General features: G+C 66.3%; 23 protein-coding genes, 3 tRNA genes and 3 rRNA genes. 9 read left to right on the plus strand and 20 right to left on the minus strand.

Annotated features, from left to right (window positions below; all coding sequences use genetic code 11):
• Positions 1-22 precede the first annotated feature (22 nt).
• Positions 23-319: a hypothetical protein gene (locus LPA44_RS09865; protein ID WP_230889417.1), complete on the plus strand. Its 297-nt coding sequence runs from the start codon at positions 23-25 to the stop codon at positions 317-319.
• Here the strand turns inward: LPA44_RS09865 and LPA44_RS09870 are convergent.
• A complete protein-coding gene (locus LPA44_RS09870; protein ID WP_230889418.1) occupies positions 311-754 on the minus strand; it encodes a universal stress protein in 444 nt (147 codons plus the stop codon). The genes LPA44_RS09865 and LPA44_RS09870 overlap by 9 nt on opposite strands.
• A gap of 94 nt (positions 755-848) precedes the next feature.
• On the opposite strand from LPA44_RS09870, the gene LPA44_RS09875 reads away from it, so the two are divergent.
• From LPA44_RS09875 to LPA44_RS09885, 3 genes are all read left to right on the plus strand, one after another.
• Positions 849-1280 carry a universal stress protein gene (locus tag LPA44_RS09875; RefSeq protein WP_230889419.1) on the plus strand — a complete coding sequence of 144 codons (432 nt, stop codon included), beginning with the start codon at positions 849-851 and terminating at the stop codon, positions 1278-1280.
• 65 nt (positions 1281-1345) lie between these two features.
• On the plus strand, positions 1346-2374 hold the full coding sequence (locus LPA44_RS09880; RefSeq protein ID WP_230889420.1) for a hypothetical protein: 1029 nt from the start codon (positions 1346-1348) through the stop codon (positions 2372-2374).
• A 53-nt stretch (positions 2375-2427) separates the two neighbouring features.
• On the plus strand, positions 2428-3513 hold the full coding sequence (locus LPA44_RS09885; RefSeq protein WP_230889421.1) for a DHH family phosphoesterase: 1086 nt from the start codon (positions 2428-2430) through the stop codon (positions 3511-3513).
• Here the strand turns inward: LPA44_RS09885 and LPA44_RS09890 are convergent, their stop codons facing one another.
• Both LPA44_RS09890 and LPA44_RS09895 read right to left on the minus strand, forming a co-directional pair.
• The gene (locus tag LPA44_RS09890; protein ID WP_230889422.1) at positions 3514-3951 is read right to left on the minus strand and encodes a DUF5807 family protein; all 438 of its coding nucleotides are present in this window, start codon (positions 3949-3951) and stop codon (positions 3514-3516) included. It abuts the gene before it with no gap.
• Positions 3952-3993: 42 nt separating this feature from the next.
• Positions 3994-4419 (minus strand): 30S ribosomal protein S6e, encoded by a 426-nt coding sequence (locus LPA44_RS09895; RefSeq protein ID WP_230889423.1) that lies wholly within the window; start codon positions 4417-4419, stop codon positions 3994-3996.
• Between the two features lie 146 nt (positions 4420-4565).
• Between LPA44_RS09895 and LPA44_RS09900 the strand changes: the two genes are divergently transcribed.
• A complete protein-coding gene (locus tag LPA44_RS09900) occupies positions 4566-4844 on the plus strand; it encodes a hypothetical protein (protein WP_230889424.1) in 279 nt (92 codons plus the stop codon).
• Here the strand turns inward: LPA44_RS09900 and LPA44_RS09905 are convergent.
• The 6 genes from LPA44_RS09905 to LPA44_RS09930 all read right to left on the minus strand — a co-directional run bounded on the left by LPA44_RS09905 (position 4841) and on the right by LPA44_RS09930 (position 11468).
• On the minus strand, positions 4841-5782 hold the full coding sequence (locus tag LPA44_RS09905) for an ABC transporter permease (protein ID WP_230889425.1): 942 nt from the start codon (positions 5780-5782) through the stop codon (positions 4841-4843). The genes LPA44_RS09900 and LPA44_RS09905 overlap by 4 nt on opposite strands.
• The gene (locus LPA44_RS09910) at positions 5779-6738 is read right to left on the minus strand and encodes an ABC transporter ATP-binding protein (protein ID WP_230889426.1); all 960 of its coding nucleotides are present in this window, start codon (positions 6736-6738) and stop codon (positions 5779-5781) included. Before LPA44_RS09910 ends, LPA44_RS09905 begins: the two co-directional genes overlap by 4 nt.
• Positions 6731-8122 (minus strand): nitrous oxide reductase family maturation protein NosD, encoded by a 1392-nt coding sequence (nosD, locus tag LPA44_RS09915; RefSeq protein ID WP_230889427.1) that lies wholly within the window; start codon positions 8120-8122, stop codon positions 6731-6733. The genes LPA44_RS09910 and nosD overlap by 8 nt, the downstream gene beginning before the upstream one ends.
• Before the next feature lie 6 nt (positions 8123-8128).
• Entirely contained in the window at positions 8129-8839 is a 711-nt protein-coding gene (locus LPA44_RS09920; RefSeq protein ID WP_230889428.1) for a hypothetical protein, read from the minus strand.
• 132 nt (positions 8840-8971) lie between these two features.
• Positions 8972-10963, minus strand: coding sequence for a TAT-dependent nitrous-oxide reductase (gene nosZ / locus LPA44_RS09925; protein WP_230889429.1), 1992 nt, complete (start codon positions 10961-10963; stop codon positions 8972-8974).
• Position 10964: 1 nt separating this feature from the next.
• Positions 10965-11468 (minus strand): plastocyanin/azurin family copper-binding protein, encoded by a 504-nt coding sequence (locus LPA44_RS09930; RefSeq protein WP_230889430.1) that lies wholly within the window; start codon positions 11466-11468, stop codon positions 10965-10967.
• Between the two features lie 219 nt (positions 11469-11687).
• On the opposite strand from LPA44_RS09930, the gene LPA44_RS09935 reads away from it, so the two are divergent.
• Positions 11688-12938 (plus strand): MBL fold metallo-hydrolase, encoded by a 1251-nt coding sequence (locus tag LPA44_RS09935; RefSeq protein ID WP_230889431.1) that lies wholly within the window; start codon positions 11688-11690, stop codon positions 12936-12938.
• Here LPA44_RS09935 and LPA44_RS09940 read toward each other — a convergent pair whose 3' ends face one another.
• The 3 genes from LPA44_RS09940 to LPA44_RS09950 all read right to left on the minus strand — a co-directional run bounded on the left by LPA44_RS09940 (position 12939) and on the right by LPA44_RS09950 (position 15432).
• A complete protein-coding gene (locus LPA44_RS09940) occupies positions 12939-13208 on the minus strand; it encodes a DUF6360 family protein (protein ID WP_230889432.1) in 270 nt (89 codons plus the stop codon).
• Positions 13209-13296: 88 nt separating this feature from the next.
• A complete protein-coding gene (locus LPA44_RS09945) occupies positions 13297-15057 on the minus strand; it encodes a nitrite/sulfite reductase (protein WP_230889433.1) in 1761 nt (586 codons plus the stop codon).
• An 87-nt stretch (positions 15058-15144) separates the two neighbouring features.
• Positions 15145-15432: a hypothetical protein gene (locus LPA44_RS09950; RefSeq protein ID WP_230889434.1), complete on the minus strand. Its 288-nt coding sequence runs from the start codon at positions 15430-15432 to the stop codon at positions 15145-15147.
• 237 nt (positions 15433-15669) lie between these two features.
• Between LPA44_RS09950 and LPA44_RS09955 the strand changes: the two genes are divergently transcribed.
• Complete coding sequence (locus tag LPA44_RS09955) at positions 15670-15819, plus strand: hypothetical protein (protein ID WP_230889435.1); 150 nt, start codon at positions 15670-15672, stop codon at positions 15817-15819.
• A 32-nt stretch (positions 15820-15851) separates the two neighbouring features.
• Complete coding sequence (locus LPA44_RS09960; RefSeq protein WP_230889436.1) at positions 15852-16508, plus strand: DUF7119 family protein; 657 nt, start codon at positions 15852-15854, stop codon at positions 16506-16508.
• Here LPA44_RS09960 and LPA44_RS09965 read toward each other — a convergent pair.
• Positions 16505-17734 (minus strand): M20 family metallopeptidase, encoded by a 1230-nt coding sequence (locus LPA44_RS09965; RefSeq protein WP_230889437.1) that lies wholly within the window; start codon positions 17732-17734, stop codon positions 16505-16507. The genes LPA44_RS09960 and LPA44_RS09965 overlap by 4 nt on opposite strands.
• 81 nt (positions 17735-17815) lie before the next feature.
• On the opposite strand from LPA44_RS09965, the gene LPA44_RS09970 reads away from it, so the two are divergent.
• Positions 17816-17889 (plus strand) — tRNA-Lys (locus LPA44_RS09970).
• A 191-nt stretch (positions 17890-18080) separates the two neighbouring features.
• On the opposite strand, the gene LPA44_RS09975 is transcribed toward LPA44_RS09970, so the two are convergent.
• The 7 genes from LPA44_RS09975 to LPA44_RS10005 all read right to left on the minus strand — a co-directional run bounded on the left by LPA44_RS09975 (position 18081) and on the right by LPA44_RS10005 (position 24637).
• Positions 18081-18284 (minus strand): hypothetical protein, encoded by a 204-nt coding sequence (locus LPA44_RS09975; protein ID WP_230889438.1) that lies wholly within the window; start codon positions 18282-18284, stop codon positions 18081-18083.
• A 53-nt stretch (positions 18285-18337) separates the two neighbouring features.
• Positions 18338-19138 carry a hypothetical protein gene (locus LPA44_RS09980; RefSeq protein ID WP_230889439.1) on the minus strand — a complete coding sequence of 267 codons (801 nt, stop codon included), beginning with the start codon at positions 19136-19138 and terminating at the stop codon, positions 18338-18340.
• A 105-nt stretch (positions 19139-19243) separates the two neighbouring features.
• Positions 19244-19319: transfer RNA gene (locus LPA44_RS09985), tRNA-Cys, on the minus strand.
• Between the two features lie 124 nt (positions 19320-19443).
• Positions 19444-19565: ribosomal RNA gene (gene rrf, locus LPA44_RS09990) — 5S ribosomal RNA — on the minus strand.
• Between the two features lie 128 nt (positions 19566-19693).
• Positions 19694-22615, minus strand: a 23S ribosomal RNA gene (locus LPA44_RS09995).
• Between the two features lie 368 nt (positions 22616-22983).
• Positions 22984-23055, minus strand: a tRNA-Ala gene (locus LPA44_RS10000).
• Positions 23056-23164: 109 nt separating this feature from the next.
• Positions 23165-24637, minus strand: a 16S ribosomal RNA gene (locus LPA44_RS10005).
• Together the 16S, 23S and 5S rRNA genes with 2 tRNA genes alongside form the textbook arrangement of a ribosomal RNA operon.
• Positions 24638-25382: the final 745 nt, after the last annotated feature.

Consider the following 25382-nt stretch of genomic DNA (forward strand, 5'->3'; position numbering starts at 1 on the left):
GGTGGCGGGGGACGTGCCGACGATGACAACCCCGGATTGGTCCGACGAACACGTCTCGCGGGCGAACCGGTTCACGCTCCACGTGGTGCTCGTGTGGGTGGCGCTCGTCGTGTTGCAGGCGATGCTGCTCCCGACCGGCTCCATCGGCATGTTGCTGACGGGTGTGTTCGCGCTCGGCGCGACGTGGCTGCTCGTGCACTCGCTGTTCACGCAGGTGGACGGGCTCGTGAAGACGAGAATCGCGGAGGCAGAAGATTATGCAGACGTAAACGAACCGGACGCGGAGGCAGAGGGCGACGCGGCGGAAGAGTTAGACTGAGAGGACCGGCTGGCTGGCGTACAGCAGCACGTACTCGGCGGCTTTTTCGAGGACGTCGCCGGTTTCGTCGCGCATGCCCTCGCGGGGGATGGTGAGGAAGTCGGCGTCGACGTCCGCGGCGCAGTCGAGGATGACGCTGCCGGGGTGCTGGAGTTTGCGCCTCGTGGAGAACCCGTACGCGATGGTCGAGTCGACGCGGACGTCCTCGGGCGCGAGTTCCTCGACGTCGTTGAGGAACGTCCGGGTCTCGTCGGCGAGTTCCGGTTCGTCGACTTCGCCGGCGTGGATGCCGCGGCTGACCGTCTCGCCGAGGACGTACAGCGCGTGGGCGTCGGCGTCGTACCGGTCCGCGACCGCGAACGCGTACTCGGCGGCCGTGACCGAGGCGTCGGTCCCGTCCACGGGCACGAGCACGGTGTCCACTTCGAGGCTCATGGCTGCGTCTGCGCGGGCGGGCTACTAAAGCGCTCCGCGTGTGCGGGCTCCACTGCCGCGTGGCTTTAAGGGGCGCGGGCGCGCAGCGTCGAGTATGATAGAGACGGTGGTCATCGCGACCGACGGCTCCGAGAGCGTGGGGCGCGCCGTCGCGGTCGCGCTCGACTTCGCGGAGCGCTTCGACGCGGACGTCCACGCGCTGTACGTCTTAGAGGAGAGTGAGGTCGAGAGCGCGCCCGCGGAGGTCCGCGAGGAGATGCACGACGCCCTCGAGGAACGCGGCGAGGAGGCCGTCGAGCGCATCGCCGAGGATGCCGACCAGCGGGTGACGACGGCAGTGCGGGAGGGGCGGCCGGCCGCGGAAATCAGCCAGTACGCCCGCGACGTGGACGCCGACGTGGTCGCGACCGGGACGCGGGGCCGCCACGGTGAGAACCGCTTCCTCATCGGGAGCGTCGCCGAGCGCGTCGTCCGGACGTGTCCGGTGCCCGTGTTGACGGTGCGCCAGCTCGACGAGAACGAGTAGCGGGAGTACAGCGAGCGTCTGACCCAACGCGGGCTTTTTCCTCCGGGCGGCCGGGCGTGTAGTCGATGCCCTCCACGCGCCGCCGGTTCCTCGCGGCAGTCGGTACGACTGGTATCGCGGCCCTCGCCGGGTGTAGCGCGTTCGACGGCGGCCGTCCGGACGTGAACACGGGGAGCGGCCTGCACGCGGACACGAGTCGCGTGCTCGACGACGAAGCCGTGTACCTCGCCGGCGACACCGACGACCTCCCCGACCCGCCGAACACCAACGATGCAGTCGCGGGGGCGGACATCGTGCTCGCGACCGCGAGCGCGGACCGCGGGGACCTCGTCCGAGCGTTGCGAGCGGGCAAACCAGTGGCGTTCGCGGCCGGTGACGTACAAGCCGCGCTCCGCAGCCTGCTCGAAGCCGTGCGAGGCGAGTACACGTTCGGCGTCGAGGCCGTCCGCGCGAGGCCCGTCGAGACGGTCGTGGCGATACCGAACGCGAATGGAACCGTCGAGACGTACACGTTCGTCGACGACGGCGGGTGGGACGACCCCGCGCTCGACCCGCTCGGGTGGGCGCTCGTCGGCCGCGTTCCCGAGTGTGACACGTTCGTTCCGGAGTCCTCGGCGGACTCGATGTACGACTACGCGGGTGCCGCGCACGTCGTCGGCTGCCTCGAAACCGGGGAGGCGTACGCGTCGCGGACGGTCGCGTCGGTCAGCCGGCAAGACACCGGCCAGTACGTCCGTCTACGAACGACCCTCCACGCGGCGGCCGGCGACGGGTACGCCGTCGAGGAGGCCGTCCGCAGCGCCGACCTCCCCGACGACCAGCGCCTCGACAGCGTCTTCCCGAACCCGCACACGCGCAACGGCGTGCAGGTCGCGAACGTCTCGGACACGATTCGGAGCCAGTTCGCCGTCGAACTGACGCCCGCGTCCGACCGCGCCCGGAGCGCGCTCACCGGCTGTGGCGGCTTCCGGACCGAGGGTGCGGTCGGCTACGACCACCGCAGCAGTTTCCAGTGGAAACGCGACCGGCTGCTCGGGAGCGACCGTCACTACGCGAGCGCGACGGGGCGCGGCGAGTGGCACCTCGACGACTGACCGCCAACCCACCGAACCACTGGGTTCTTTGCGCGTCCGGGCGTCCGTCCAGTATGGAAGATTGGGTCATCGAGGACGAGGACATGCCGCTGGAGCGGAAGTCGCTGCTCCCCGGCAAGGGCTTCTTCATCCCGGACAGCATCCACGAGGAGCGCAAGGACCGAGAGATTCGCGAGGAAGCGGAGGGCGCGGACGTGCTCGTCGTCGCGGACCCGGACGCCGACGGGATGGCCTGCGCGGCCATCGTCCGCGAAGTGTACGGCGACGCGGCGCTCGTGCCCGCGGGCCCGCACGAACTCGAAGACGGCCTGCGGCGCGCCGCGGAGTTCGGCGAACTCGACTGCACGGTGTACGTCTGTGACCTCTGCCCGGACAAGTACGCGTACGTCGAGGACGAGCTCGCGTACCTCGTCGAGCACGCCAGCGACGTGCACTGGTACGACCACCACCAGTGGACCGACGACACCGAGGCCGCCGTGCGCGAGGCGGGCGTCGACCTCGTCATCGGCGACTCCGAAGAGGAGTGCACGGCCGACGTCGCGGTGCGCTCCATCGACGCGGACCTCCCGCGCTACCTCAAGGAACTCGCGGCTGTCACCCGCGACCACGACCTCTGGCTGAAGGAGGACCCGCGCAGCGACGACCTCGCGGACTACTCCTACTGGGTGGACACCGACGAGTACATGGAGACGATCCAGGAGCACGGCGCGGACCTCCCCGAGGACGTCATGGAGTTCCTCGAGGAGCGCCGCGTCGAGAAGAACGACCTCATCGACCGCGCGGTGTCGCGGGCGTCGCTGCGCGAGGTCAACGGCTGGACCGTCGGCGTCACCTACGGCCGCTGCTCGCAGAACGAGGTCGCCGAGGCGCTGCGCGAACAGGGAGCCGACGCCGCAGTCGTCGTCAAGCCTTCCGGGAGCGCGAGCATCCGGGGCACCGAGGACTTCCAGCGAGCCCACGAGGTCGCCCGCCAAGTGAACGGCGGCGGCCACCCGAAGGCGGCGGGCTGCAAGCCCGACATCTACGAGGACATGATGGACTACGCGAACCACTGGACGTCGCAGGGCGCGACCGCGAAACAGGTCATCCTCGACGGGTTCCGCAACCTCGACCCCGAAGAAGAACCGGACGAGTCCTGACTAGCGCTCGCCCGCGAGCCACTTGTCGGAGTACGACTCGCCGCAGGAACAGTAGACGTAGGCGTGGATGACGTCGCCCTCCGCGTAGAGGCCGCCGACCTCCTCGTTCTGGGGTTCCGCGAACGAGAACGCGAACTGGGGGCTGTGCTCCTGGGGGCCGTCGCTGGCGTGCGGGCAGTCGCCGCCCGCGAGGTCGCTGTCCACGTGCCCGGGGTTGTCCATCGCGGCGGACCCGAAGTCCATCGCGCCCATCCCCGTAATTTTCTTGAAGACGCTGCGGCCGCGCTCGCCCTCGACGACGAGCACGACGCCGTCGTCGACCCGTTCGGCGTCGTCGCGGTCGGCTAGCTTGTCCACGTCGGAGACGTACGACTCGGAGAGGTAGAGTGCGACGTCGTCGGTCCTGTCGCCGGCGAGATACGCGTCGTAGTCGCTCACGACGACGAATACGCGACGAACGCGAAAAAGCGTGGCGTTCCGTTAGGCTTCGGCTTCTTCGGCGTCCGCTTCCTCGGCTTCCTCCTCGCCCTCGCCGTAGAGGGATTCGACGGACTCCTCGCCGCGCTCGGCGATGGAGACGTTGAGCTGGGCGACGGCCTCGGAGACTTCCTTCCCGCGGACGGTGACGCGCTTGCGCTCGCCGTCGTCCTCGGGGTTGAAGCCGGGGCCGCCCGTGAGCAGCACGTCCTTGAGCGCGGAACCCTCGACGTCGCTGCGCATCGGTCGGCCGGCGGCGTCGCTGCCGCCCGTGATTTCGACCGTGTAGCCGTCGAGACCGACGGCTTCGCCGTCGACTTCGTCGCCGATTGCGAGGCCGAGGAACCGATTCGCGTCCTGTCCGTCTACCTCCTGCTGGTAGCTTCGCCCCGACTCGGGGTCGGCGACGACAACTTGGAACGTAGCCATGCGTGAAACCAATCGGGCGCAGTTCAAAAACCCGTCGAAGCCGCTCCCGCCGGCAGGACGCTCCTCGCGGGGGAATTGTGGGTGCTGGGGCGTAGCCGGCACCCGAGCGTTGAAGGCGCGGCCCACACAATCACGCGGTGACGGACATGGACCGCGAAGTTCTCATGGACCGCCTCGAAGCCGCCTTCGGCGGGACGCCCGCGGAGCGCCGCGTGGTCGCGCGGATGGCCGGCGACCTCGCCGACGCGGAGGCGGGAGACGGCGACCTCGACTTCGAGGTGACGCCGGAGGCCGTCGTCGACCACCTCGGGGACGCGCCGGGCGGGTCGCCCGCGGAGCGCTGGAACTGGTGGATTGGCGCGCTGGACGCCGCCCACGGCGGCTACCGGCGGTTCCGCGTGACGGCGTGGCAGCAGGACTCCTAGATGGAGCGCCGGCCGAGCGCGGCGACTGCGGCAGTCACGGGCACGAGTATCCACGCCGCGAGCGCCGCCAGCAGCACGCCCTGACTCAGCCCCGCGCCGGTGAGGACGCCGGCGATGCCGCCCGCGGTCGTGGAGACGGTGCGGAGCACGAGCACGCGGAAGAGGTCCGCGGGGTTCGCGAGCACCGCCACGGAGACCGCCCACTGCGGGAGGTCGAAAGTGGCGATAGCGCCGAGCGCGACGAGGTCGTGGACGAGCACGAACCACACCCACGCCGCGAGCGCGCCGCCCAGCGCCCGCGTCTTCTCACTGGCGAGCGCGGACGCGAGGACGCCGACGCCGAGGAACGCCAGCGCCGCGGCGACCGCGATCAGCGCCACCCACGCGTACGCGCCGGCGACGCCCACGCCAGCGTATCGGACGAGGAGTGCGCCGCCGACCGCGAACCCGAGCAGCATGCCGCCGCCGACCGCGGCTGCGCGGCCCGCGTACTTCCCGACGACCACCGAGAGATTCGACAGCGGGAGCGCAAGCAGCATCTCGAGGCTGCCGGACTCGTCGGCGCCGACGATGGCGTCGTAGCCCGCGGCGAGCGCGACCAGCGGGACGACGTAGACGCCGACCTGCGCGAAGCTCGCGAGCACGGCGCCGACGCGCGTCGGCCCGACCTCGGAGCCGCCGAGAACGACCAGTGCCAGCGAGAACAGCGCGAACACGACCGCCGCGCCGACCGCCCAGCGGCGCCGGACCGCGAGGCGGTACTCGCGGGCGGCGACCTCGACAGTGCCGCGGACGGTGCTGCGGATGCTGTCGCGCTCCACGAGGTCTGTCGCCGTTGCGCCGTCGGCTGCGAACTCTGGGGGTTCGTCGACGACCGCAGTTGCGCCGCCGTCGGTCGCAGGCTGCTCGTCCACGGCGTCGGTGCGGTCTGCCGTCACGCCCGCTCACCCCCGGTTTCGACTGCAACGTCGCCGCCCGCGGCGACCTCCTCACGAAACACCGCGTCGAGACCGGGCTCGGTGACCTCGACAGATTCGACGTCGGCGGCCTCGCGAAGCGCGTCGAGCACGTCGAAGACGCCGTCGCGCTCGCAGGTCAAGTGGACGCGGGCGCCGTCGGTTTCTACAGTCGTCACTGCGGCGTGGTCGAGCAGGTCGGCGGCGGCCGCGTCGGGGTCGCTCACGACGGTCGCGTCCACCGAGACGGTGTCTGCGGCCGCGCGTCGGAGGTCCTCGACGCTCCCCGAGACCGAGACGTCGCCATCTTCGAGGACGGCGACGCGGTCGCAGAGGCGCTTGATTTCCGGGAGGACGTGGGAGGTGACGAGGACCGTCACGTCCGTCTCGGTGGCGAGCGCGTCCACGATAGCGTGGAAGTCCGCGACGCCCGCCGGGTCGAGGCCGGCGGTCGGCTCGTCCAGGAGGAGGACGTCCGGGTCGCCGACGAGCGCGGTCGCGAGCCCGAGCCGACGGTTCATGCCGTTCGAGTAGCCGCCGACGCGCCGGTCCGCGGCGTCCGCGAGGCCGACCGTGCGGAGCACGCGCTCGACACGGCGGTCACGCGCGTCGGCAGGGACACTTCGGACACGAGCGTGGAACGAGAGGACTTCGCGGCCCGTCAGCGACGGCGGGAAGCCGGCGTGTTCGGGGAGGTAGCCGACGCGCTCGCGGAGCGCGGTGCCCGCCGACGGCGCGAGGCCCGCGACCGTGACGCTGCCCGCGTCCGGCGTCTCGTGGCCGACGAGGAGTTTGAACAGCGTGGTCTTGCCGGCGCCGTTGCGGCCGACGAGCCCGAGCGTCTCCCCGCGGTCGACGGCGAGGCTGGCGCCGTCGAGCGCGGTGACTGTGCCGTAGGACTTCTGCACGTCGCGGATGTCGATGGTTGGGTCAGGCATAGTATCGCCTCCAGTCGTCGTGAGCGGGAGTCGCGAGCGGATGGTGGTCGACGACGCCGGGCGCGTCCACGAGCGGCACCGACCGACCCGCCAGCCGGACCGCGTCGAACGCCGGGCTGGACGCGAACACGCGGGCCCCGGGATGTTGGCGCGCGAGGTTCTCGACGGTGCCGTCGGGCTGGAACCGGACCTCGCTGACGCCGTCGTGGTCGACGTCGACGGGGCTGGCGTCGCTCCAGTAGTTGCCGCGGTCGCTGGCGTTCCACGCGACCTGCTCGCCGACCACGGCGTACATCGCGTCCGCGTTGTCGACGAACGAGTTCCCGGCCGCGCGGACGTCGACGCTGCCAGCGGTGAGGTGGACGCCGACGTCGTTGGCGAGCACGAGATTGTCCCGGAACGCGTTGTCCAGAGAGTTGTAGACGAAAATCCCGTTGTCGTTACCGACGAGGTCGTTGCCGGCGATGGTGGAGTGGTCGACCTCTTTCACGAGGACGCCGTGGCCGCTCGTGCCGGTGTTGTTGACGGCGACGTTGTCGACGATTTCGAGGTCGTCCGAAACCATCAGCGCGTAGCCGGCGTCGTTGTCGAAGGCGGTGTTGTTCGCGAGCCGGTTCCTGTCGGAGTACATGTAGTGGACGCCGTAGCGGAGGTCCCACAGCGTGTTGTTCGACGCGACCACGCCCGAGCTCCACGAGAAGTAGACGCCGTCGCGGACGTCCGTGATGCGGTTGTCCGCGATTTCGGCGTCGTTGGCGCGCCAGAGTTGGATGCCGTTCCCGCGGTCGGAGCGACGCTCGACGCTCGTGCGGCCGACGATGGTGGTGTTCGCGATGCGAGCGTCCGGCACGCCGTTCACCCAGACGCCGAACGTGGTGTTCGTGATGCGCGTGTCCGCGACGGTCGCGCCGGGTGCGTCCACCCAGACGGCGGCGTCGTTGTCCTCGGTGCTGTAGCCGGCGTTGCGCACCCAGACGTCCCGAATCGTCACGCTGCTGGCGTTGACGGTGACGACGTCGCCCTCGGCTTCACCGGAGACGACGGACTCGGAGGGCGACTTCCCGGCGATGGTGACGTTCGGCGTGTCGACGCTGACGGGGCCGGCGACGTGGCCGTGGACCGCGACAGTATCGCCGGGTTCAGCCGCGTCGACGGCCGCGGCGAGGGAGTCGTAGCGTTCGTCGCCGATGGCCGCGTAGCCATCGCCGCGCTCGCCCACCGACGAGAGCGCGAAGTCGTACTCCGCGGGGACCGGCGCGTCGAACGCGACCTCGGGGCTGCCGGCCGCGTCGTCGCTGGGGGCGGCGACGACGGCGCCGACGCTCACCACGAGCACGGCGACGACCGCGACGGCGAACCCACGCTCGATGCGGCGGTCAGTCACGGGCGGTCACCTCGCAGCCTCCGCGTCCTCGGCGGTATTTCGGTTCGTGATGCGCGCGGCGAGGTCGCCGAACGTCGCGTCGCTGTCCCGGAAGTAGAACGCCACGACGAGCAACGCGACGGCGACGATGGCCATGTACGCGCCCAGCCCGAAGCGGCTGTAACTGGTGATGTTCGCGACGTGGTACTGGCCCCACAGCGGCGGCGTGAATCCCTCGACGCCCATCACGGGCGCGTCCGGGTCGAGCGTGTGGCCGGCCTGGTAGAGCCGGTACTGGATGTCCGCGAGCATCACGCCGAACACGACGACGGTGCCGACTAGTTGGGCGGTCAGCCCGCGCTTCAGCCGGCGGGCGTCGGGCGCCAGCGAGACGAACAGCGTGGCTGCCGACACCGCGACGAACGCCAGCGGGCCGAACGACCACTCCGGCACGTCCACGGCGTACGGGTGTGGCTCGTAGTTCGGCTGCCAGTACACCGGGTCGGGGTAGTAGAAGCCGATGTACTTGTTGAGGTTCGCCATCTCCGCGTAGTCGCCCGCGATGCGGGGGTAGGCGTACAGTTCGAGGTGCAGCGTCGTCGACGGGTACTGCACGGCGTCCACGGCGATGCGCCACATCGGGAAGCACAGCGCCGCGACGAACAGCACCGCCGCTGCGAGCGGGAGCGCGCGCCGGACTTCGCGGAACGCCGAGGGGTCGGGAATCTCGTAGTCCATGGTGTCACCTGCCCGGGGTTCGCGCGACGAACCACCGGTTGCGACCCCCGCGGGCCGCGCCGACACGGCGAGCGTGCCGGCGCCCCGGGGAGGCCGCCGATGGCCGTCGAGTGGATGACAGACAGCGGTCGGTCAGTCGTCGCGCGGTTCGACGAGCATCCGCGAGCGCATCTCCAGGTGGAGCGCGCTGCAGAAGTACGTGCAGTAGATCCAGTAGACGCCGGGCTCGTCGGCCGTGAACGTCGCCTCGCGGGTGTCCTGGGGCGCGATGGCGAGGTGGACGTCGTGCTCGGGGATGGCGACCCCGTGGATGACGTCGCGCACGCCCTCGATGTTCGTCACCGTGAGCGTCACCTCGTCGCCCTCCTTGACGGTGAAGTCCTTGAGGCCGTACTCCGAGCGCATCGAGGACGTCTTCACGTCGACGGAGCGCTCGCCCGTGCGCTCGACCCGGGAGTTCTCCTTCGTGACGAACTCCTTCTCGCCCTCGTAGTCGGCTTTGTCCCACGTCGTCGCGGGGTCGAGTTTGTCCTTGTGCGCGAACACGCAGTCGTGGGGCTCGGGGTAGGCGGGGTGGTCGGCGACCAGTTCCATCTCCTTCTCGCCCTGGCCGATGTGGATGAGCTGGTCGTTGTCCGGGTGGATGGGGCCGACCGGCAGGAAGCGGTCCTTCGAGAGCTTGTTCAGGCTCACCAGCCACTCGCCGTCGGGGTCCATCGTCATCGCCTCGACGGCCTGAATGTGGCCGGGGTTGTAGTGGACGTCCTGCTTCTCGATGACGGGGTCCGAGGAGCCCTCCTCGGCCTCCACCGCCGCCTGGATGTCCCACTTGACGGCCTGGGAGTCGATAAACAGCGACGTGTACGCGTGGCCGTTCCCGTCGAAGGTCGTGTGCAGCGGGCCGAGGCCGACGTTCGGTCGGCCGGCGACGACGTCCTCGGGGTCGCTGGAGGAGTCCAGCGCGTCGATGTCGAGGATGGTGACCGTCGGGGAGAGTTTTCCCGCGATGAACGCGTAGTCGCCGTTCGGCCCGATTTCCACGCAGTGCGGGCTCTTCGGCGTCGGGATGTACCGCACGATGGGGCTGTCCCCCTGGTTCAGCGAGCTGTCCTGCGTGCCGTCGACGACGGGCACGCCGTTGACTTCCTCGTACTCGCCCGCCTGCACGGCCTCCTCGATGGCGGGCACGTCGAATGCCTTCACGTAGTCGCGGTCGTCGCGGGTCATCTCCGTGACCGTGACGCCGCCCTCGTCGTTGTACGCCGACGAGATGGCCCAGCGGCCGTCCTTGTCGGTGTCGACGATGTCGAGGTTGCCGTCGACTTTCACCTGCCACTGGGTCTCCATCGACTCGGGGTCAATGGCGGAGAACAGCGACACGTACTCGTCGGGGTTGTCGAGGTCGCGGCCGTCGTTGGGCAGCGGTGTGCGGAACTCGCCGTTCCCGAATATGTACTCCGTGTCCGGGCTCTGCACGGAACACCCGTGGATGGCCTGCATGTTCGGGACGTCCGTGATGGCGTCCGTCTCGAAGTACTTCAGATTCACCCGGGCGATGCGGCCGTTGGCCTTGTCGTTCACCCAGAGGTACTCGCCGTCGTAGTCGCCGTCCGTCTCCGACAGCACGGGGTGGTGGTTGTCACCCCACGTGTAGTCGCCGGCGCCCTCCAGCATCTCCGCGGTCTGGTCGTCGTAGCCGTAGCCGCGGCCGGCCTCCGTGTTGAACACGGGAATGCGCATCAATTCGCGCATCGACGGGATGCCGATGATGCGGATTTCGCCGGACTGGCCGCCCGACCAGAAGCCGTAGTACTCGTCGTGCTCGCCGGGCGCGACCTTGTGGTCGGGTGTCGACCCGTCCGAGCTGGTCGTGGTGTTCGAACTGCCGCCGCCGATGTTGCCCGAACAGCCCGCCAGCCCCGCCATCGCGCCGGTCGCGACGCCGGCCTTCACGAAGTCACGCCGGGAGAGTTCGAGGCCGGCCAGTTCCAGCGTCGTCGAGTCCTCTTCGGGGGTCGGTTCGTCGACCTCCGCGAGCAGGTCGTCGAGTTGGTTCTCGTGGCGCTCGACGACCGCCTCGGGGTTGAGCGTCTCGTCTGCGTCGTCGGGAGTGTGTTGGGACATCTTAGACAACCCGGACGTAGCCGACCATCCCGCTCATCTCGTGCGGGATGCAGTAGTACTCGTAGGTGCCGGTCGTCTCGAACGTGTGTTCGTAGGTCTCGCCCTGCGGCACGTTGCCCTCCTGGCCGCTGTTGTAGCCGTCGATGGCGGCCTGCTCGGAGTCGAAGTCGCCGGACGCGAAGTACTCCGCGCCGTCCGGGATGTTGTCCTCGTAGGCCGTCACCGTGTGGCCGACCGCGCCGGTCGTCTCCCACGTCACCGTGGTGCCGGCCTCGACCTCGATGCGTTCGGGCTCGTAGACCAGTTCGTCGGTCATGTCGACGGTGCTCGTCTGTACCCACTCCTCGCCGGAGCCGCCGCTCTCGGTCTCGGTCGGCTCGGCCGTCGTCCCGCCACCGCCGCCACCACCGCCGCTGTCGCCACCGCCGGAACAGCCGGCGAGCGCTGCGACACCGACGACGCCAGTGCTTGCGAGGAACCGTCTGCGCGAGTAGTGCTCGTCCATGTTTGCCTCACGTCGTCGGTCAGGGGCACACACACGTAAACCGGAAACCACAGTACAAGGTCCCGGGAACGCAACCGAACACGTTCGGGAACGGGGTTACGGGCGGCGGCTCTGATATGGTTGGTAACAACCCACACAACGGCTGTGGCGGCCGGATTCTGGGGTCGCTGAGACTGACTGGACCGACGGAGCCAAACAGCGCGCGCCCCTACCACGCATATGGACTTGCGGTTTCTCGGCGGCGCGCGCGAAGTCGGGCGCAGCGCGATTCTCGTCGACGACTCGCTGCTGCTCGACTACGGGATGAAGCCCGGGACGCCCCCGGGCTACCCCGAGGACGTCGACCCGGACGCGGTCGTCGTCAGCCACGGCCACCTCGACCACGCCGGCGCCGTCCCCGCACTCGTCGCCGGCACGCGCCGCCCACCGATTCACTGGACACCGCCCACACGCGACCTCACGCGGTTGCTCGCGCAGGACACGCTCAAACTACAGGGAGGCGGCGAGCGCGGCGGCCGCTACGACTGTCCGTTCACGCGCGCGGAAGTCGCCGCGCTCGGCGAGGTCTCGGAGACGCACGGCTACCGGGAGACGTTCGAGGCCGCCGGCTACGAAATCACGCTCTACGACGCCGGCCACATCCCCGGAAGCGCGCACGTGCTCGTGGACGACGGCGACACCCGCTTGCTGTACACGGCGGACTTCAACACGGAGGACCAACGCTTGCTCGCCGGCACGACCGCCCGGCCCGACGCCGACGTCGTGATTACCGAAGCCACGTACGCGGACGTGACCCGCAATGACCGCGCGAGCATCGAGGACGCGTTCGCCACCTCCGTAGCGGAGACGATTCGCGGCGGCGGCACCGCCGTCGTCCCCGCGTTCGCGGTCGGGCGCACGCAGGAACTGTTCATGGTGTGTGCCGCCCACGACATCCCCTGTTACGTCGACGGGATGGGCGTCGCCGTCACCGAGCGGTTCAAACAGACCAGCGAGTTCCTCCGGGACGCCGACGCGTTCCAAGAAGCGCGTGGCCACGCGCGCCTCCTTGACAAATCCACGCGGAACGGCCAGCGAAAGCGCATCGCCGACAAACCGACAGCCATCGTGACGACGGCGGGGATGCTCTCGGGCGGCCCCGCGATGACGTACGTCCCGGAAATTTCGGGGAATCCCCAGCACGAAGTCGCGCTCACGGGGTACCAGGTCGAGGGGACGCCCGGCCGCGAACTCCTGGACACGGGCAGCGCAGAAATCGACGGCCGCCATCTCCGGGTCGCCGCGCGCGTCAACAGTTACGACTTCTCCGCGCACGCCGACCGCGAGGGCCTTCGCGGGTTCCTCGAGGACTACCGCGGCAGCGAGCTGCTCGTCAACCACGGCGACCGCTGCGAGTGGTTCGCCGACCAGTTGCGTGCGGACGGCTTCGACGCGAGCGCGCCCGACCGCGGCCCGACGATTACGGTGTAGTTACTCGTCGCTCTCGGCGCGGTCGGCGTAGGACTCGAGTTCGCCCGCGAGTTCGCGGGCCTCCTCGGGGGAGAGGGTCGCGCGCTCGGCGTGGGCCGGCACGTGCTCAGTGTCCGTGTTGTCCAGTTCGATTTCGAGGCGGACGTCGCCGTCGTCGGTCGTGACGTTGAGCACGGCGAGCGCGTCCTCGGTCCAGCCGTGGCCCTCCGCCTCGCCGGCGAGGAGGGTGAACGTCGTGTACGCGTTGACCTTGATGATGCGGTCGGCCATGGGGAGAGCACGCGCTCCGCGTGGGTGGGTGTTTCGACAGCGGCAGTAGAAAGCGGAGCGTGAGAGGAGAACGAGAAGCGCGGTCGCGTCAGTCGTCCGCGGAGATGGGTTCGCCCTCGCCGTTCGTCGGCGCGGGGCTGGCGTCCATGTCGTCGTCGTCCGCGTACGGGTACCACGTCATCTTCGTGTTGTGCATGTACGGGTCGTCGTAGTCCGTCTCCTCGGGGTCCGCGAGCTCCTGGAGCGCGTCCTCCTCCTGGCGCTGGATGAAGTCACGGAACGTCTCGTCGTTCTGGCGCTCGTCCTCGTAGGTCGCCAGCAGGTTCTGGATGTACCCCGGCACCTCGTCGGCGGGCACGCGCATCTCCACCCACTCCGCGAAGTGGGGGTTCTCGCCGAGCCCGCCGCCCAGGCCGACGTCGAGCGCTTCGACGGGTTCGCCGTCCTTGCGGGTCTTCATCCCGCGGAGGCTGATGTCCGCAATCTGGGGCTGCGCACAGGACGCCGTGCAGCCCGAGAGGTGGATGTGGAAGTCCGTCACGCCGTCGGGGACGTCGACGTTCTCCTTGAGCCAGCGCGCGTACCGCACCTGGCGGTTCTTCGTCTCCACGATGGACAGCGAGCAGAACTCGGTTCCCGTACACGCGATGGAGCCCCGCATGAACGGGTGGGGGTCCGGCGAGTAATCTTCTAAGAGGTCCGCCGCGAGGAAGTCGTCGAGGTCCTCCTCGGGGATGTCCGTCACGATGACGTTCTGGCGCTGCGTGAGCCGGACCTCGCCGCTGCCGTACTCGTCGGCGAGGTCGGCGAGTTCGTAGACGTCCTCGACGCCCTGCCGGCCGACCAGCACGTTCAGGCCGACGTAGTAGTTGCCGTCGGGCTGCTCGTGGACGCCGACGTGGTCGCCGTGCTCGTGGCCGCCCGCGTTGTACGTGTACTGGTCGCGGAGGTCGTCGCCCGCGGATTCGAGGTCCCAGTCGGTGTAGTCCTCCTGGAGGACGCGCCGAACCTTGTCGGCGCCCCACTCGTCGACGAGGAATTTGATGCGTGCGTTGTAGCGGTTGTCGCGGTCGCCGTGATCGTTGAACAGTTCGGTCACGGCCGCCGCGATGTCCGTGGCCTTCTCCTCGGGCACCCAGATGTCGACGTCGCGAGCGAGGCGCGGCTCTTTGCGGGAGAGCCCACCGCCGACGCGGACGTTGAAGCCGAGTTCGCCGTGCTTCTCGGCGGGCTCGAAGGCGAGGTCGTTGATGTCGCCCTGGCCGCAGCCCTGGTCGCAGCCCGTGACGGAGACCTTCCACTTTCGCGGGAGGTTCGAGTAGGCGTCGTTGCCCTTGAACGTCTCGTGGAGCTCCTCGGCGACCGGCCACGCGTCGATGTGCTCGTGGGTGTCCTTCCCGGCGACCGGGCAGCCGACGATGTTGCGCCACGAGTCACCACACGCCTGCTGGGTCGTGAGGTCGTTCTCCTCAAGCTTCTCGAAGATGTCCGGCACGTCTTCGAGTTTGATCCAGTGCAGCTGGATGGACTGGCGGGTCGTCCAGTCACAGTACGCCGCGCCGAACTCCGGATTGTCGACCGGGCCGCGGGCGTACTCGTCGGCGACCTCCGCGACCGTGCGGAGCTGGCCGGGCTCAAGGACGCCGTTGGGCGTCCCGATGCGCATCATGAAGTAGCTCTCCTGGCCCTTCCGCTGGTGGTACAGTCCCCACCACTTGAAGCGCTCGAACCAGGCGTCCTCCTCCTCCTCGGGGATGGCGTCCCACCCCTCCTCGGCGAACCGGAAGAGGTGCTCCCGGATTTCGTTACCGTAGACCTCGTCTTTCCATCGCTCCACGTCCGTTGGCATATAGAAGCATACTCGGTTTCCGCCCTTACCAAAGCGTGCTTGGTGTCAAGGTTCCCCGCGACCGTCCGGTAGCGGATACTTTTACCGCTATCGCCGAACACCTTCGACCAGCTCGAAGCCGTCGTCGGTCACCTTCCCGACCGGCAGCCACGGTGCCGTTCCGGACTCCCCGCAGTTCAGGCAGTGCCCGTGCGGCCGCGCCTCCACGCGCCGCCCGTCCGCGCCCACGTCGACGAACGCTTCGACGACGAGCCACGCGAGCGAGCACGAACAGAAGCTCTCCGCGACCGGCCACACCTCGCTGGTCCCCACCGCACGCTCGTCGTTCACGCTCACCCACGCGGCGTCGTCGAGCAGCCGCAGTCGCGTCGCCATACTCCCGCTAGGGGGTCCAGCCGGGTCCCCCCGTCGGCGCTGGCAACGCCTGCCTGCCGTCCTCACTACCGTCAAGACTCTCTGGTACCAGCCAGCGCTGGCGGGCGTTGCGCGCTAAGCGACAGTTATCCGTGTGTGTGCCGTACCGTGGAGTATGCATACCCGCACCCGCGGCCACCGCCAACACGCGTCCGCCGACGCCGCACCCGAGCTGTTCACAGCGGAGGTGGACGGCGAGTGAACCAACACGCCGAACGCGACGCCGACCGCAAGGAGACACCGGACCGCGACGACGACCACCTCGCCGACGTCGAACCCGGAGCCGGCTGCACGGAGATTTGGGAGCACCTCTCGGAGCGCCGGGAGAGCCACGACGACGAGGAGTAGGTGTTTTACGCGCAACGCCGTTACTGGACGCCATGACTGACGAGGAGCGGCTCCCGCCGACGGACCGCGAATCACCCGTCGGCGAGCCGGTCGTCCGCGGCGACGAACGCCTCACTGGCGAGCACGCCCGCGAAGCCGTCTCGTTCGACCCCGACGACCCAGACAGCGTCGCCGAAGCCGCGGAGACCGTCGGCGCGTTCGCGCGCAACGAACTCGGCGACAGCCACCTCTACATGCTCCGCGGGGCCGCCGCCTGCGCCGCGCTCGTCCGCGCGGAGGAATCCTACAAGGCCGCCGCCGAGCGCGCGGACGGCGACGTCGGCGTCTCGTTCATCCGGAAGTGGGCGCGCGTCCACGACCTCCCGCGGGCGGTCCGCGAGCACGTCGCCGCCGGCCACATCCCGCCGACCGCCGCGAAACACATCGCGCGCGTCGGCGGCGACGACCGCTACCTCCTCGCGTGGGCCGTCGTCGACAACGACCTCACCGTCCGGGACGTCCGGCAGGCCGCCAGCGCGGTCAACGACGGCGACTCCCTCGACGAAGTGCTCGAAGAACTCGGCGTCACCCCCGGCGAACTCACGGTCACGCTCCCGTCGCCGGTGTACCGCGACCTCCGCCGGCACGCGACCGTGTCGGACCGCGACGCCGACGACGTCGTCTCCGACGCGCTCCGCGACTACCTCTAGTTCTCCGCGAGGAACGCCTCACCCGCGTCAGCGAGTACGTCCACCGCCGTCTCGACCTCCCGGAAGTCGATAGTCTCGTCCGGGAAGTGCGCCTGCTCGATGCTCCCCGGGCCGAACATCACGGTCGGAATCCCGGCCTCGATGTAGTGGCGCGCGTCCGCACCGTAGGTCACGCCCCGCGGCGCGGTCTCCGCGAGGTCGTTCGCGCGCATCCCCGACTGGACGGCTCGCACCACGGGTTCGTCGGGCGAGATTTCCGACGCCTCGAACTGGACGGTGAAGCGCTCGAAGGCGGGCGGGTGCTCGGCTAGCCATTCGTTATCGTCGACGACGGCCGCGAGTCGTTCGTCGAACGCTTCCTCGACCTCGGCGACGGTCTCGCCCGGCGCGACGCCGATGCGCCACTCCGCGGTGAGTGACGCGGGGACCGTCGACGCCCACTCGCCCGCTTCGACCGTGCCACAGACGACCGGCCACTTCGTCGGGAACTCCTCGTACAGTGGGTGGGTGACGGTCTGCTCGCGCTCTTCGGCGAGGTCCGCGAACGCCTCCCGGATGCTATCGAAGTGCGGGAGGACGGACTCGCCGCGCCACGGCGTCGCCGCGTGCGAGGACCGCCCGGTCAGTCGCAGGCACTTCATCAGGCTCCCCTCAGAGGCGACCACGGGAGTGAGCGCGGTCGGCTCCGCGATAATCGCGGCGTCCCGGTCGAAGGGATAGGGGTTGTCCAGCGCTGCGGTCGCCGCACCGACGCCGCCGGCCTCCTCGCCGACCACGCCCTCGACGACGACTCGTCCGTTCAGGTCGCGCTCCGCGAGTGCGAGTGCCGCGAACACGCACGCCGCGAGCCCGGACTTCATATCCGCCGCGCCGCGCGCCGTCAGTTCGTCCCCGCGCCACCGCGCCTCGAACGGCTGCGACGACCACACCGCCTCGTCGGCGGGCACGACGTCGAGGTGGCCGTTCAACACGAGCGTCGGTCCCGCGTCCGGGTCGCCGAATTCGAGGACGCCGCCGACGCTGCGCCGGTCGGCCGCACGAATCGCGTCCGGGTCGTCCGGGAACGACCGGTGCTCGGCCAGCAACGCCGCGTCCACCTCCCACTCGTAGGTCTCGAACCCGAGTTCCTCCAGGCGCGCCGCGAACCACGCCGACACCGGTGCCTCCCCACCGTCCGTCGACGCGAACGAGACGAGCTCGGACGCGAAGTCGCGCACTCCATTCATACGAATCGGTTCGCCGACGGCCGCCTAAGGGTTTCGCTGGATGGTAAACGTTTAACGTCGCGCCGCCCGACGTGAAATCGAGGGCCGATAGCTCAGTCCGGCAGAGCGTCTGGCTTTTAACCAGACGGTCGAGGGTTCAAATCCCTCTCGGCCCGTTTCTACTGCGAACGCACGTGAGCAGCGATGCGTGCCGGAAGTTCAACTCGAAGACACCGTGTATCGGCGAACCCTGATGAGCGGCGTCGAACCCCGGGACTCTCGACCGTAGAACGGGTAGAACCGGGGCTCGACTGAACGTGGTTGGCGTTGCCACTATCGGTATCGACGGCCGAACGAGAATGAGCGACTACGACTGCGTGTGTGCAAGCCAGGTGAGACCAACGCCGAGGCCGACGGCACCGAGCGCGCCGAGAACCTGGAGGACGGTGACGACGCCGCTGTTGGTGTACTGCCACGGCATCCCGACGAGCGTCCCGAGGCCGACGAGCGCGACGAACACGCCCACGAGGACTCCGTAGACGTCGAGCGTATCAGCGAATAGCTGTTGCATGCACGACGCCTCGCCGCGGAACACGTTAACGGTGACGGAACGCCGTAGCGGCGTCAGTACCGCGACGGCATGAACGCCAGCATCGAGAGCAGCGCGGCCGCGAGCGTGCTCAGGATGACGATACCCCAGAGCCCGTTCGTGCGCTCGTGGAACTCCTGCTGGGCGTCCACGTCCGAGTGGTAGTCCTCGTAGTCGGTCGTCAACTGGAGGACTGTCGAACCGTCCTGCTGCTCGAAGTGCGCGAGGTACGCCGTGTCACCGAGTGTGGTGTTCTCGCCCTGGCTGAAACTGACCTCGTTGGTCCGCGGCGCGAACCACTCGATGGTCACCGACGAATTCGTGACTGACGCGACGCGCGTCTCGTTGTCGTTGTTCGGGCGCTCGATCGCGTCGCCCTCCGCGAAGTTGTGGACGACCGGATCGTCGAGGTACTCGTCGCGCTCGACGAGCCGCCGTTCACCGTCCTCCTCGACGATGACGTACGTCGTGCCGTTCTGTTCGACGGTCGGCCGGTCGACCGTCTGGACCTCGCGGAGCTCGAACTCCGTCGGCTCGGTCTGGTTCGGGATGACGACCGAGTAGTCGTCACCCTGGTAGACCACCGTGTCGTTGGCCGACCACGACTCCGTGTACCGCGCGGACTCGTTAGTCCACTTCGCGGTTGCGGAGCCGTCCGAGACCTCCGTGAAGCTGTACGACGTCCCCGCCACCGTCAACGTCTCGTCAGCGGAGACCGTGTAATCCGGGTCCTCAAGTGACACGTCGGGCTGCTGAGCGGCGCCGATGAACGTGTACGCGCCGGCCGCCAGCAGAAGGAAGACCACGACGGACACCGCCGCAGCACGTCGTTGCATACTCGAAGCGTAGAGAGGGCGTCGTATAATCGTTACTTTCCCGCCGCGTTACCCACGACGGCGACCCCCGAGACTACTGACTCGGCGATCGACAGCACGCGAAAAAGCCAAGGGCCGGATTTGAACCGGCGATGAGCGGCTCTGCAGGCCGCCGCGTTAGGCCGGACTCTGCCACCTTGGCACTGTCTCGTCGTACTGCGCTCGCTCGCTTAAACGTAGCGGTACGGAGCGTCGCCACTCCGCGCTACAAATACAAAAAGCCCCGAACAGCAGCAGTGCTGTTCGAGGCTTGATGAAGTATGAATAGCAGGCGGCAAACCGGATTTCCCAGAGGCTCGCGCACTCCAGTACTGACCGGAACGCAGGCGGGCTTATCTTCCGTGTTCGGGATGGGTACGGGAGTTGCCCCGCCGCTATGGCCGCCTTAATACCGACCAACGGAATCGAACCGTTGTTCCCGGACAGAAGTCCGGGACGCCAGTATCGGCGAACGTCCGTGTGTAAGTGCAATCCAGTTAACGCCTGGACTCGACCACGTAATGTGGTGAGTGCATGAGTGTGTGGCATTCGGTCGTTTAGTGCTCGCGGGCTGAACGTCTCGTTGCCTTGACGCGTACACCCCGAGTCTATCGAACTCGTCTTCTACGAGAGACCTCAACGGTGATTCTTTTCCAGGTGGGTTTCGAGCTTAGATGCATTCAGCTCTTACCCCGTGGTGCGTAGCTGCTCGGCACTTGCCCTCTCGGACAACCGATACACCAGTGGCACCCGTTCATAGTTCCTCTCGTACTATATGAACGTTCCTGTCAATCACCAATAACACCCCCAATAGATAGCAGCCGACCTGTCTCACGACGGTCTAAACCCAGCTCACGACCTCCTTTAATAGGCGAACAACCTCACCCTTGCCCGCTTCTGCACGGGCAGGATGGAGGGAACCGACATCGAGGTAGCAAGCCACTCGGTCGATATGTGCTCTTGCGAGTGACGACTCTGTTATCCCTAAGGTAGCTTTTCTGTCAGCAATGGCCCGCATCAAGCAGGCTCATTGGTTCGCTAGACCAGGCTTTCGCCTCAGCGTCCCTCGTTGTGTAGGACACTGTCAGACTACCTTATGCTCTTGCGCTCTTCTCCGGGTCTCCGACCCGGATGAGGTAGCCTTAGGGCGCGCTCGATATCTTTTCGAGCGCGTACCGCCCCAGTCAAACTGCCCGGCTACCGGTGTCCTCCTCCCGGAGTTAGGGTCACAGTCACTGACGGGTAGTGTTTCATGGCTGACTCGGCGACGTGCTGGCGCACGCACCTGTGTAACGTCTCCTACCTACCCTGCACATCAGCGACCGTGTCCCAGCGACAGCCTGCAGTAAAGCTCTATAGGGTCTTCGCTTCCCCTTGGGGGTCTCCAGACTCCGCACTGGAACGTACAGTTCACCGGGCCCAACGTTGGGACAGTGAGGCTCTCGTTGATCCATTCATGCAAGCCGCTACTGAAGCGGCAAGGTACTACGCTACCTTAAGAGGGTCATAGTTACCCCCGCCGTTAACGGGTCCTTCGCCCCATTGTACTGGGTGTTCAGATACCCGCACTGGGCAGGATTCAGTGACCGTACGCGTCCTTGCGGATTTGCGGTCACCTATGTTGTTATTAGACAGTCGGAGCCTCCAAGACACTGCGACCTGCCCAATCACTGGGCAGGCATCCCTTATCGCGAACTTACGGGACTAACTTGCCGAATTCCCTAACGTCGGTTGTTCCCGACAGACCTAGGCTTTCGCTGCCAGAGCACCTGTGTCGGATCTTGGTACGGACATCGTGCTCGTCTTTTCACGGGCCCCAGATTGACTCGAGTTTCCCTATCCTGCCGTTCGTCCGCTTCCTGCCATTACGGCTTCCACGGACTTGGACAGTTCGACCGGGCGATGGCCCGGCTCGAGCTACTCCGAGGCGTCGACTTTCACTGCACGATGGCACGAGAATATTAACTCGTTTCCCTTTTGACCCGCTCGAATTACGACGGGACTTAGGACCGGCTAACCCTCGGCTGATAAGCATTGCCGAGGAACCCTTGCTCTTCTCGGTCGTCGGGGTTCTAACCCGACTAACGCTGCTACTATGGCCAGGATTTTCTTCCCCATTCGGTCCACTCGAGTTCTCACCCGAGCTTCCGCCCGAACAGAGTGCCAACCTACTGGATCACGCTGTCACACGTGCCGTTAGGTCTCGGTGGTGAACTTGAGCCCCGATCATTTTAGGCGCCCCGAACCTCGGCCGGTAAGCTGTTACGCTTTTCTTGGAGGGTAGCTGCTTCTAAGCTCACCTCCCGGCTGTCTAGGGCTCGGGACCACCTTCAATCGCACTTAGCTCACACTTTGGGACCTTAACCTAACTCTGGGTTGTCTCCCTCACGGTACACAGGCTTACCCCGCATACCGGATTCCCTGCGTCAACGGCGTTCGTAGGTTCGGAGTTCGACAGGAGGGCCAACTCCTCTCGGAGTTGGACCCTCCAATCGGTAGCTCTACCCCACGAACTACCTCGGCAGAGGTCATGCTTCGACATGTTTCGGTTGGAACCAGCTGTTGCCAGATTCGATGGGCCTTTCACCCCTACACGTAGGTCACGGGAGGGTATTGAAAGACACCAACCCTAACAGACCTCCACATGGCTTTCGCCATGCTTCATCTTGCCCACGCGTAGATCATCTGGTTTCGGGTCGTGTCCGTTTGACTCCCCGCCCTTGAAGACGGCGGCCCTCGCGCAAAGCGCTGCGGCCATGTCGGTTTCCCTACGCCTCCCCGGATACTCCGGTTAGACTCGTCAGACAGACACACTCCCTGGCTCGTTTTTCAAAACGTACGACGGAACATCGGCTCCTCACAGGTCCTACTACAGGCTCGCGCCTGACTCGTTCCCAGTGAGGCCTTTTATGCCCCGTCGCTCCATCGCCACCTGATTTCAAGCCCTATTTCACCCCCCTTTGTGGGGTGCTTTTCAGCGTTCGTTCACACTACTTGTTCACTATCGGTCTCGGAGAGTACTTAGTCTTGGCAGTCGATGCCTGCCATCTTCACGAGGGATTTCCGACCCCCGCTACTCTGGAGCTGGCTCACGACTTACTTGTCCTCGATACGGGGCTGTCACCCTGTATCGCGCTCCGTTTCAGGAGACTTCGCGAGAACGTTCAGTCGATGCACGCCAGTCCGAACACCACATTGCCCAGAAGGCTTCGGTTTGGACTGTGCCGCGTTCATTCGCCATTACTGACGGCGTCCCATTCGGTTTCTCTTCCTGGCCGTACTGAGATGTTTCAATTCCGGCCGTTCCCTATTGCGCAAAGCAATTGCAGTGGGGATTCCCATTAGGAGATCCTGAGTTCTTCGCCTCCGTGCGGCTCCCTCAGGCTTATCGCAGCTTGGCACGTCCTTCATCGGCATCCGAGCCGAGCTATCCACCAGGTGGCACAGTAGCCACGTTGGATGTCAGCTGCAGAGCAGCTGACGATGGTACTCAACCACACGAAGTGGTCGAGGGTTGTTGGCGGTGAAGCCAACGACGATGAATGTCGACTGTAGAACAGTCGACGATGCTCAACACATAATGGTTGAGCGCTGTTGAGTCACGGATGTGACCAACAGTCGGTACTCGACCACGGTGGTCGAGTCCAGTGAGCGCCTGGATTGCACTTACACACGGTCGTCATCGTACGTCCTCGTGGTGAACGAGGAGCGTACATAGACCCTTCCCACCCGCACTTTCGCGGGGTGGTGCATCAGTCTTCGTCGCGATTCATCGTTGCGCCGTCTCCCACTTAAGGGGCACGGTTCAAGATGAATCCCGGACGGGATGGACCCACTGGGATTCGAACCCAGGGCATCCTCCTTGCAAAGGAGGCACTCTACCACTGAGCTATGGGCCCACCTCCCGAATCGGGAGGAGGTTACGTTAGCCTTGATGGTTTGTAGGTGTCCAACTGGTCACGGCGTCGTCGAAAGGTGGGCCAGGGCAACGCCCTGGTCCCGATCGTTAGGAGGTGATCCAGCCGCAGATTCCCCTACGGCTACCTTGTTACGACTTAAGCCCCCTTGCGGAGCCCAGATTCGACCGGCGCATGCCGGCCTCATCCGAACCCCACTCGGGTGCTTTGACGGGCGGTGTGTGCAAGGAGCAGGGACGTATTCACCGCGCGCTTCTGACACGCGATTACTACCGAATCCAGCTTCATGAGGGCGAGTTTCAGCCCTCAATCCGAACTACGATCGAGTTTAGGAGATTAGCGCCTCCTCTCGGAGTTGCATCCCATTGTCTCGACCATTGTAGCCCGCGTGTTGCCCAGCTCATTCGGGGCATACTGACCTACCGTTGCCCGTTCCTTCCTCCGCTTTAGCAGCGGCAGTCCACCTAATGTACCCAGCTACCCAAAGGGTACTGCTGGCAATTAGGAGTGCGGGTCTCGCTCGTTGCCTGACTTAACAGGACGCCTCACGGTACGAGCTGACGGCGGCCATGCACCTCCTCTCAGTAGCATCGGGTAAGGTCATCAACCTGACCGTCATTACTACTGTCGGAGCTGGTGAGATGTCCGGCGTTGAGTCCAATTAAACCGCAGGCTCCTCCGGTTGTAGTGCTCCCCCGCCAATTCCTTTAAGTTTCATCCTTGCAGACGTACTTCCCAGGCGGCCCGCTTCTCGGCTTCCCTACGGCACAGCGCAGGCTCGTAGCCTGCGCCACACCTAGCGGGCATCGTTTACAGCTAGGACTACCCGGGTATCTAATCCGGTTCGAGACCCTAGCTTTCGTCCCTCACTGTCGGATCCGTCCTCCTGAGGCGCTTTCGCCACCGGTGGTCCGTCCAGGATTACAGGATTTCACTCCTACCCCGGACGTACCCCTCAGGTCTTCCGGTCCCAAGCCGAACAGTTTCCGCTGGACGCCTGCTCGTTAAGCGAACAGATTTCCCAACGGACTTGTCCGGCCAGCTACGGACGCTTTAGGCCCAATAATATCGGCCATCACTCGGGCTGCCGGTATTACCGCGGCGGCTGGCACCGGTCTTGCCCAGCCCTTATTCGTACACCACCTTACGGTGTACAAAAGTGAAGGCTCTATGCCTTCACACTCGGAGTCCCCTTATCGCACTTGCGTACAGTGTAAAGGTTTCGCGCCTGCTGCGCCCCGTAGGGCCCGGAATCTTGTCTCAGATTCCGTCTCCGGGCTCTTGCTCTCACAACCCGTACCGATTATTGGCACGGTGGGCCGTTACCCCACCGTCTACCTAATCGACCGCAGCCACATCCTGTGGCGCCGTAGCGTTTCCAGCTCCGCCCGTTCCAGGGGTGGAGCGTTATTGGGAATTAGCCTCAGTTTCCCGAGATTGTTCCCATCCACAGGGTAGTTTGGCCACGTGTTACTGAGCTTTCCGCTGCGGGTCTAAACCCGCACAACTAGCATGGCTAAATCGGACTCCGATAGCAATGGCCTCCGGCAGGATCAACCGGAATGTTTGCTGGGGTTAAACCCCAGCGACCAGAACTAAAAGTCCTGGTTTGGCGGGAACACAAAAGTGTTCCTCATAGCCACGACAAAGCGCCGTGGCCAGTTGGATGTCACCAAACCATCAAGGCTAACATCAGATTCCATCTGTACGGCGGACCGCAGGGGTGGAATCCTCATTCCTTCGGACCTGAACGTAGTCCGCGATGGGCCATAAACCCATCGGACTTCGTTCGGTCCGAGACGACGTTCGCATTTCCTCCAACGCCCCGTTATTACTTAAGGGCATCGAACCACGCTCGTAAGAGCGGGAATCGAGCCCCAGAACGGGACCGAGGTAATGCATCAGTCGCCCGGAGAGACCCGGACGACCTCATTGTCGTACGCATTACCTCGTATTGCCCGTTATTACTTAAGGGCATCGAACCACGCTCGTAAGAGCGAAGGTCGAAGCCCGGAAGCGGGCGTCGGAAGCATACGTCAGTCACCCGGGAAACCCGAGTGACCTCATCGTCGTTCGCATTCTTCCGAAGCGCCCGGTATCACTTAAGGGCGTCGAACCAGACTCGCCGAAGGCGAGGGGTTCGACGCGGGGGCGTCGAGGCGTCAATCAGTGGCGTCGGGTACACCGAGCCACCTCACGTCGTTCGCATCTCATCCGAGTGCCGGGTTACGTAAAACCCCATCGAACCAGGGACGCATAGACACGCCACCGCATACCAGAAAACCACGTGACGGCGTACCGAGGGCTAC

Source organism: Halobacterium sp. KA-4 (assembly GCF_021028995.1).
Lineage (GTDB): Archaea > Halobacteriota > Halobacteria > Halobacteriales > Halobacteriaceae > Halobacterium.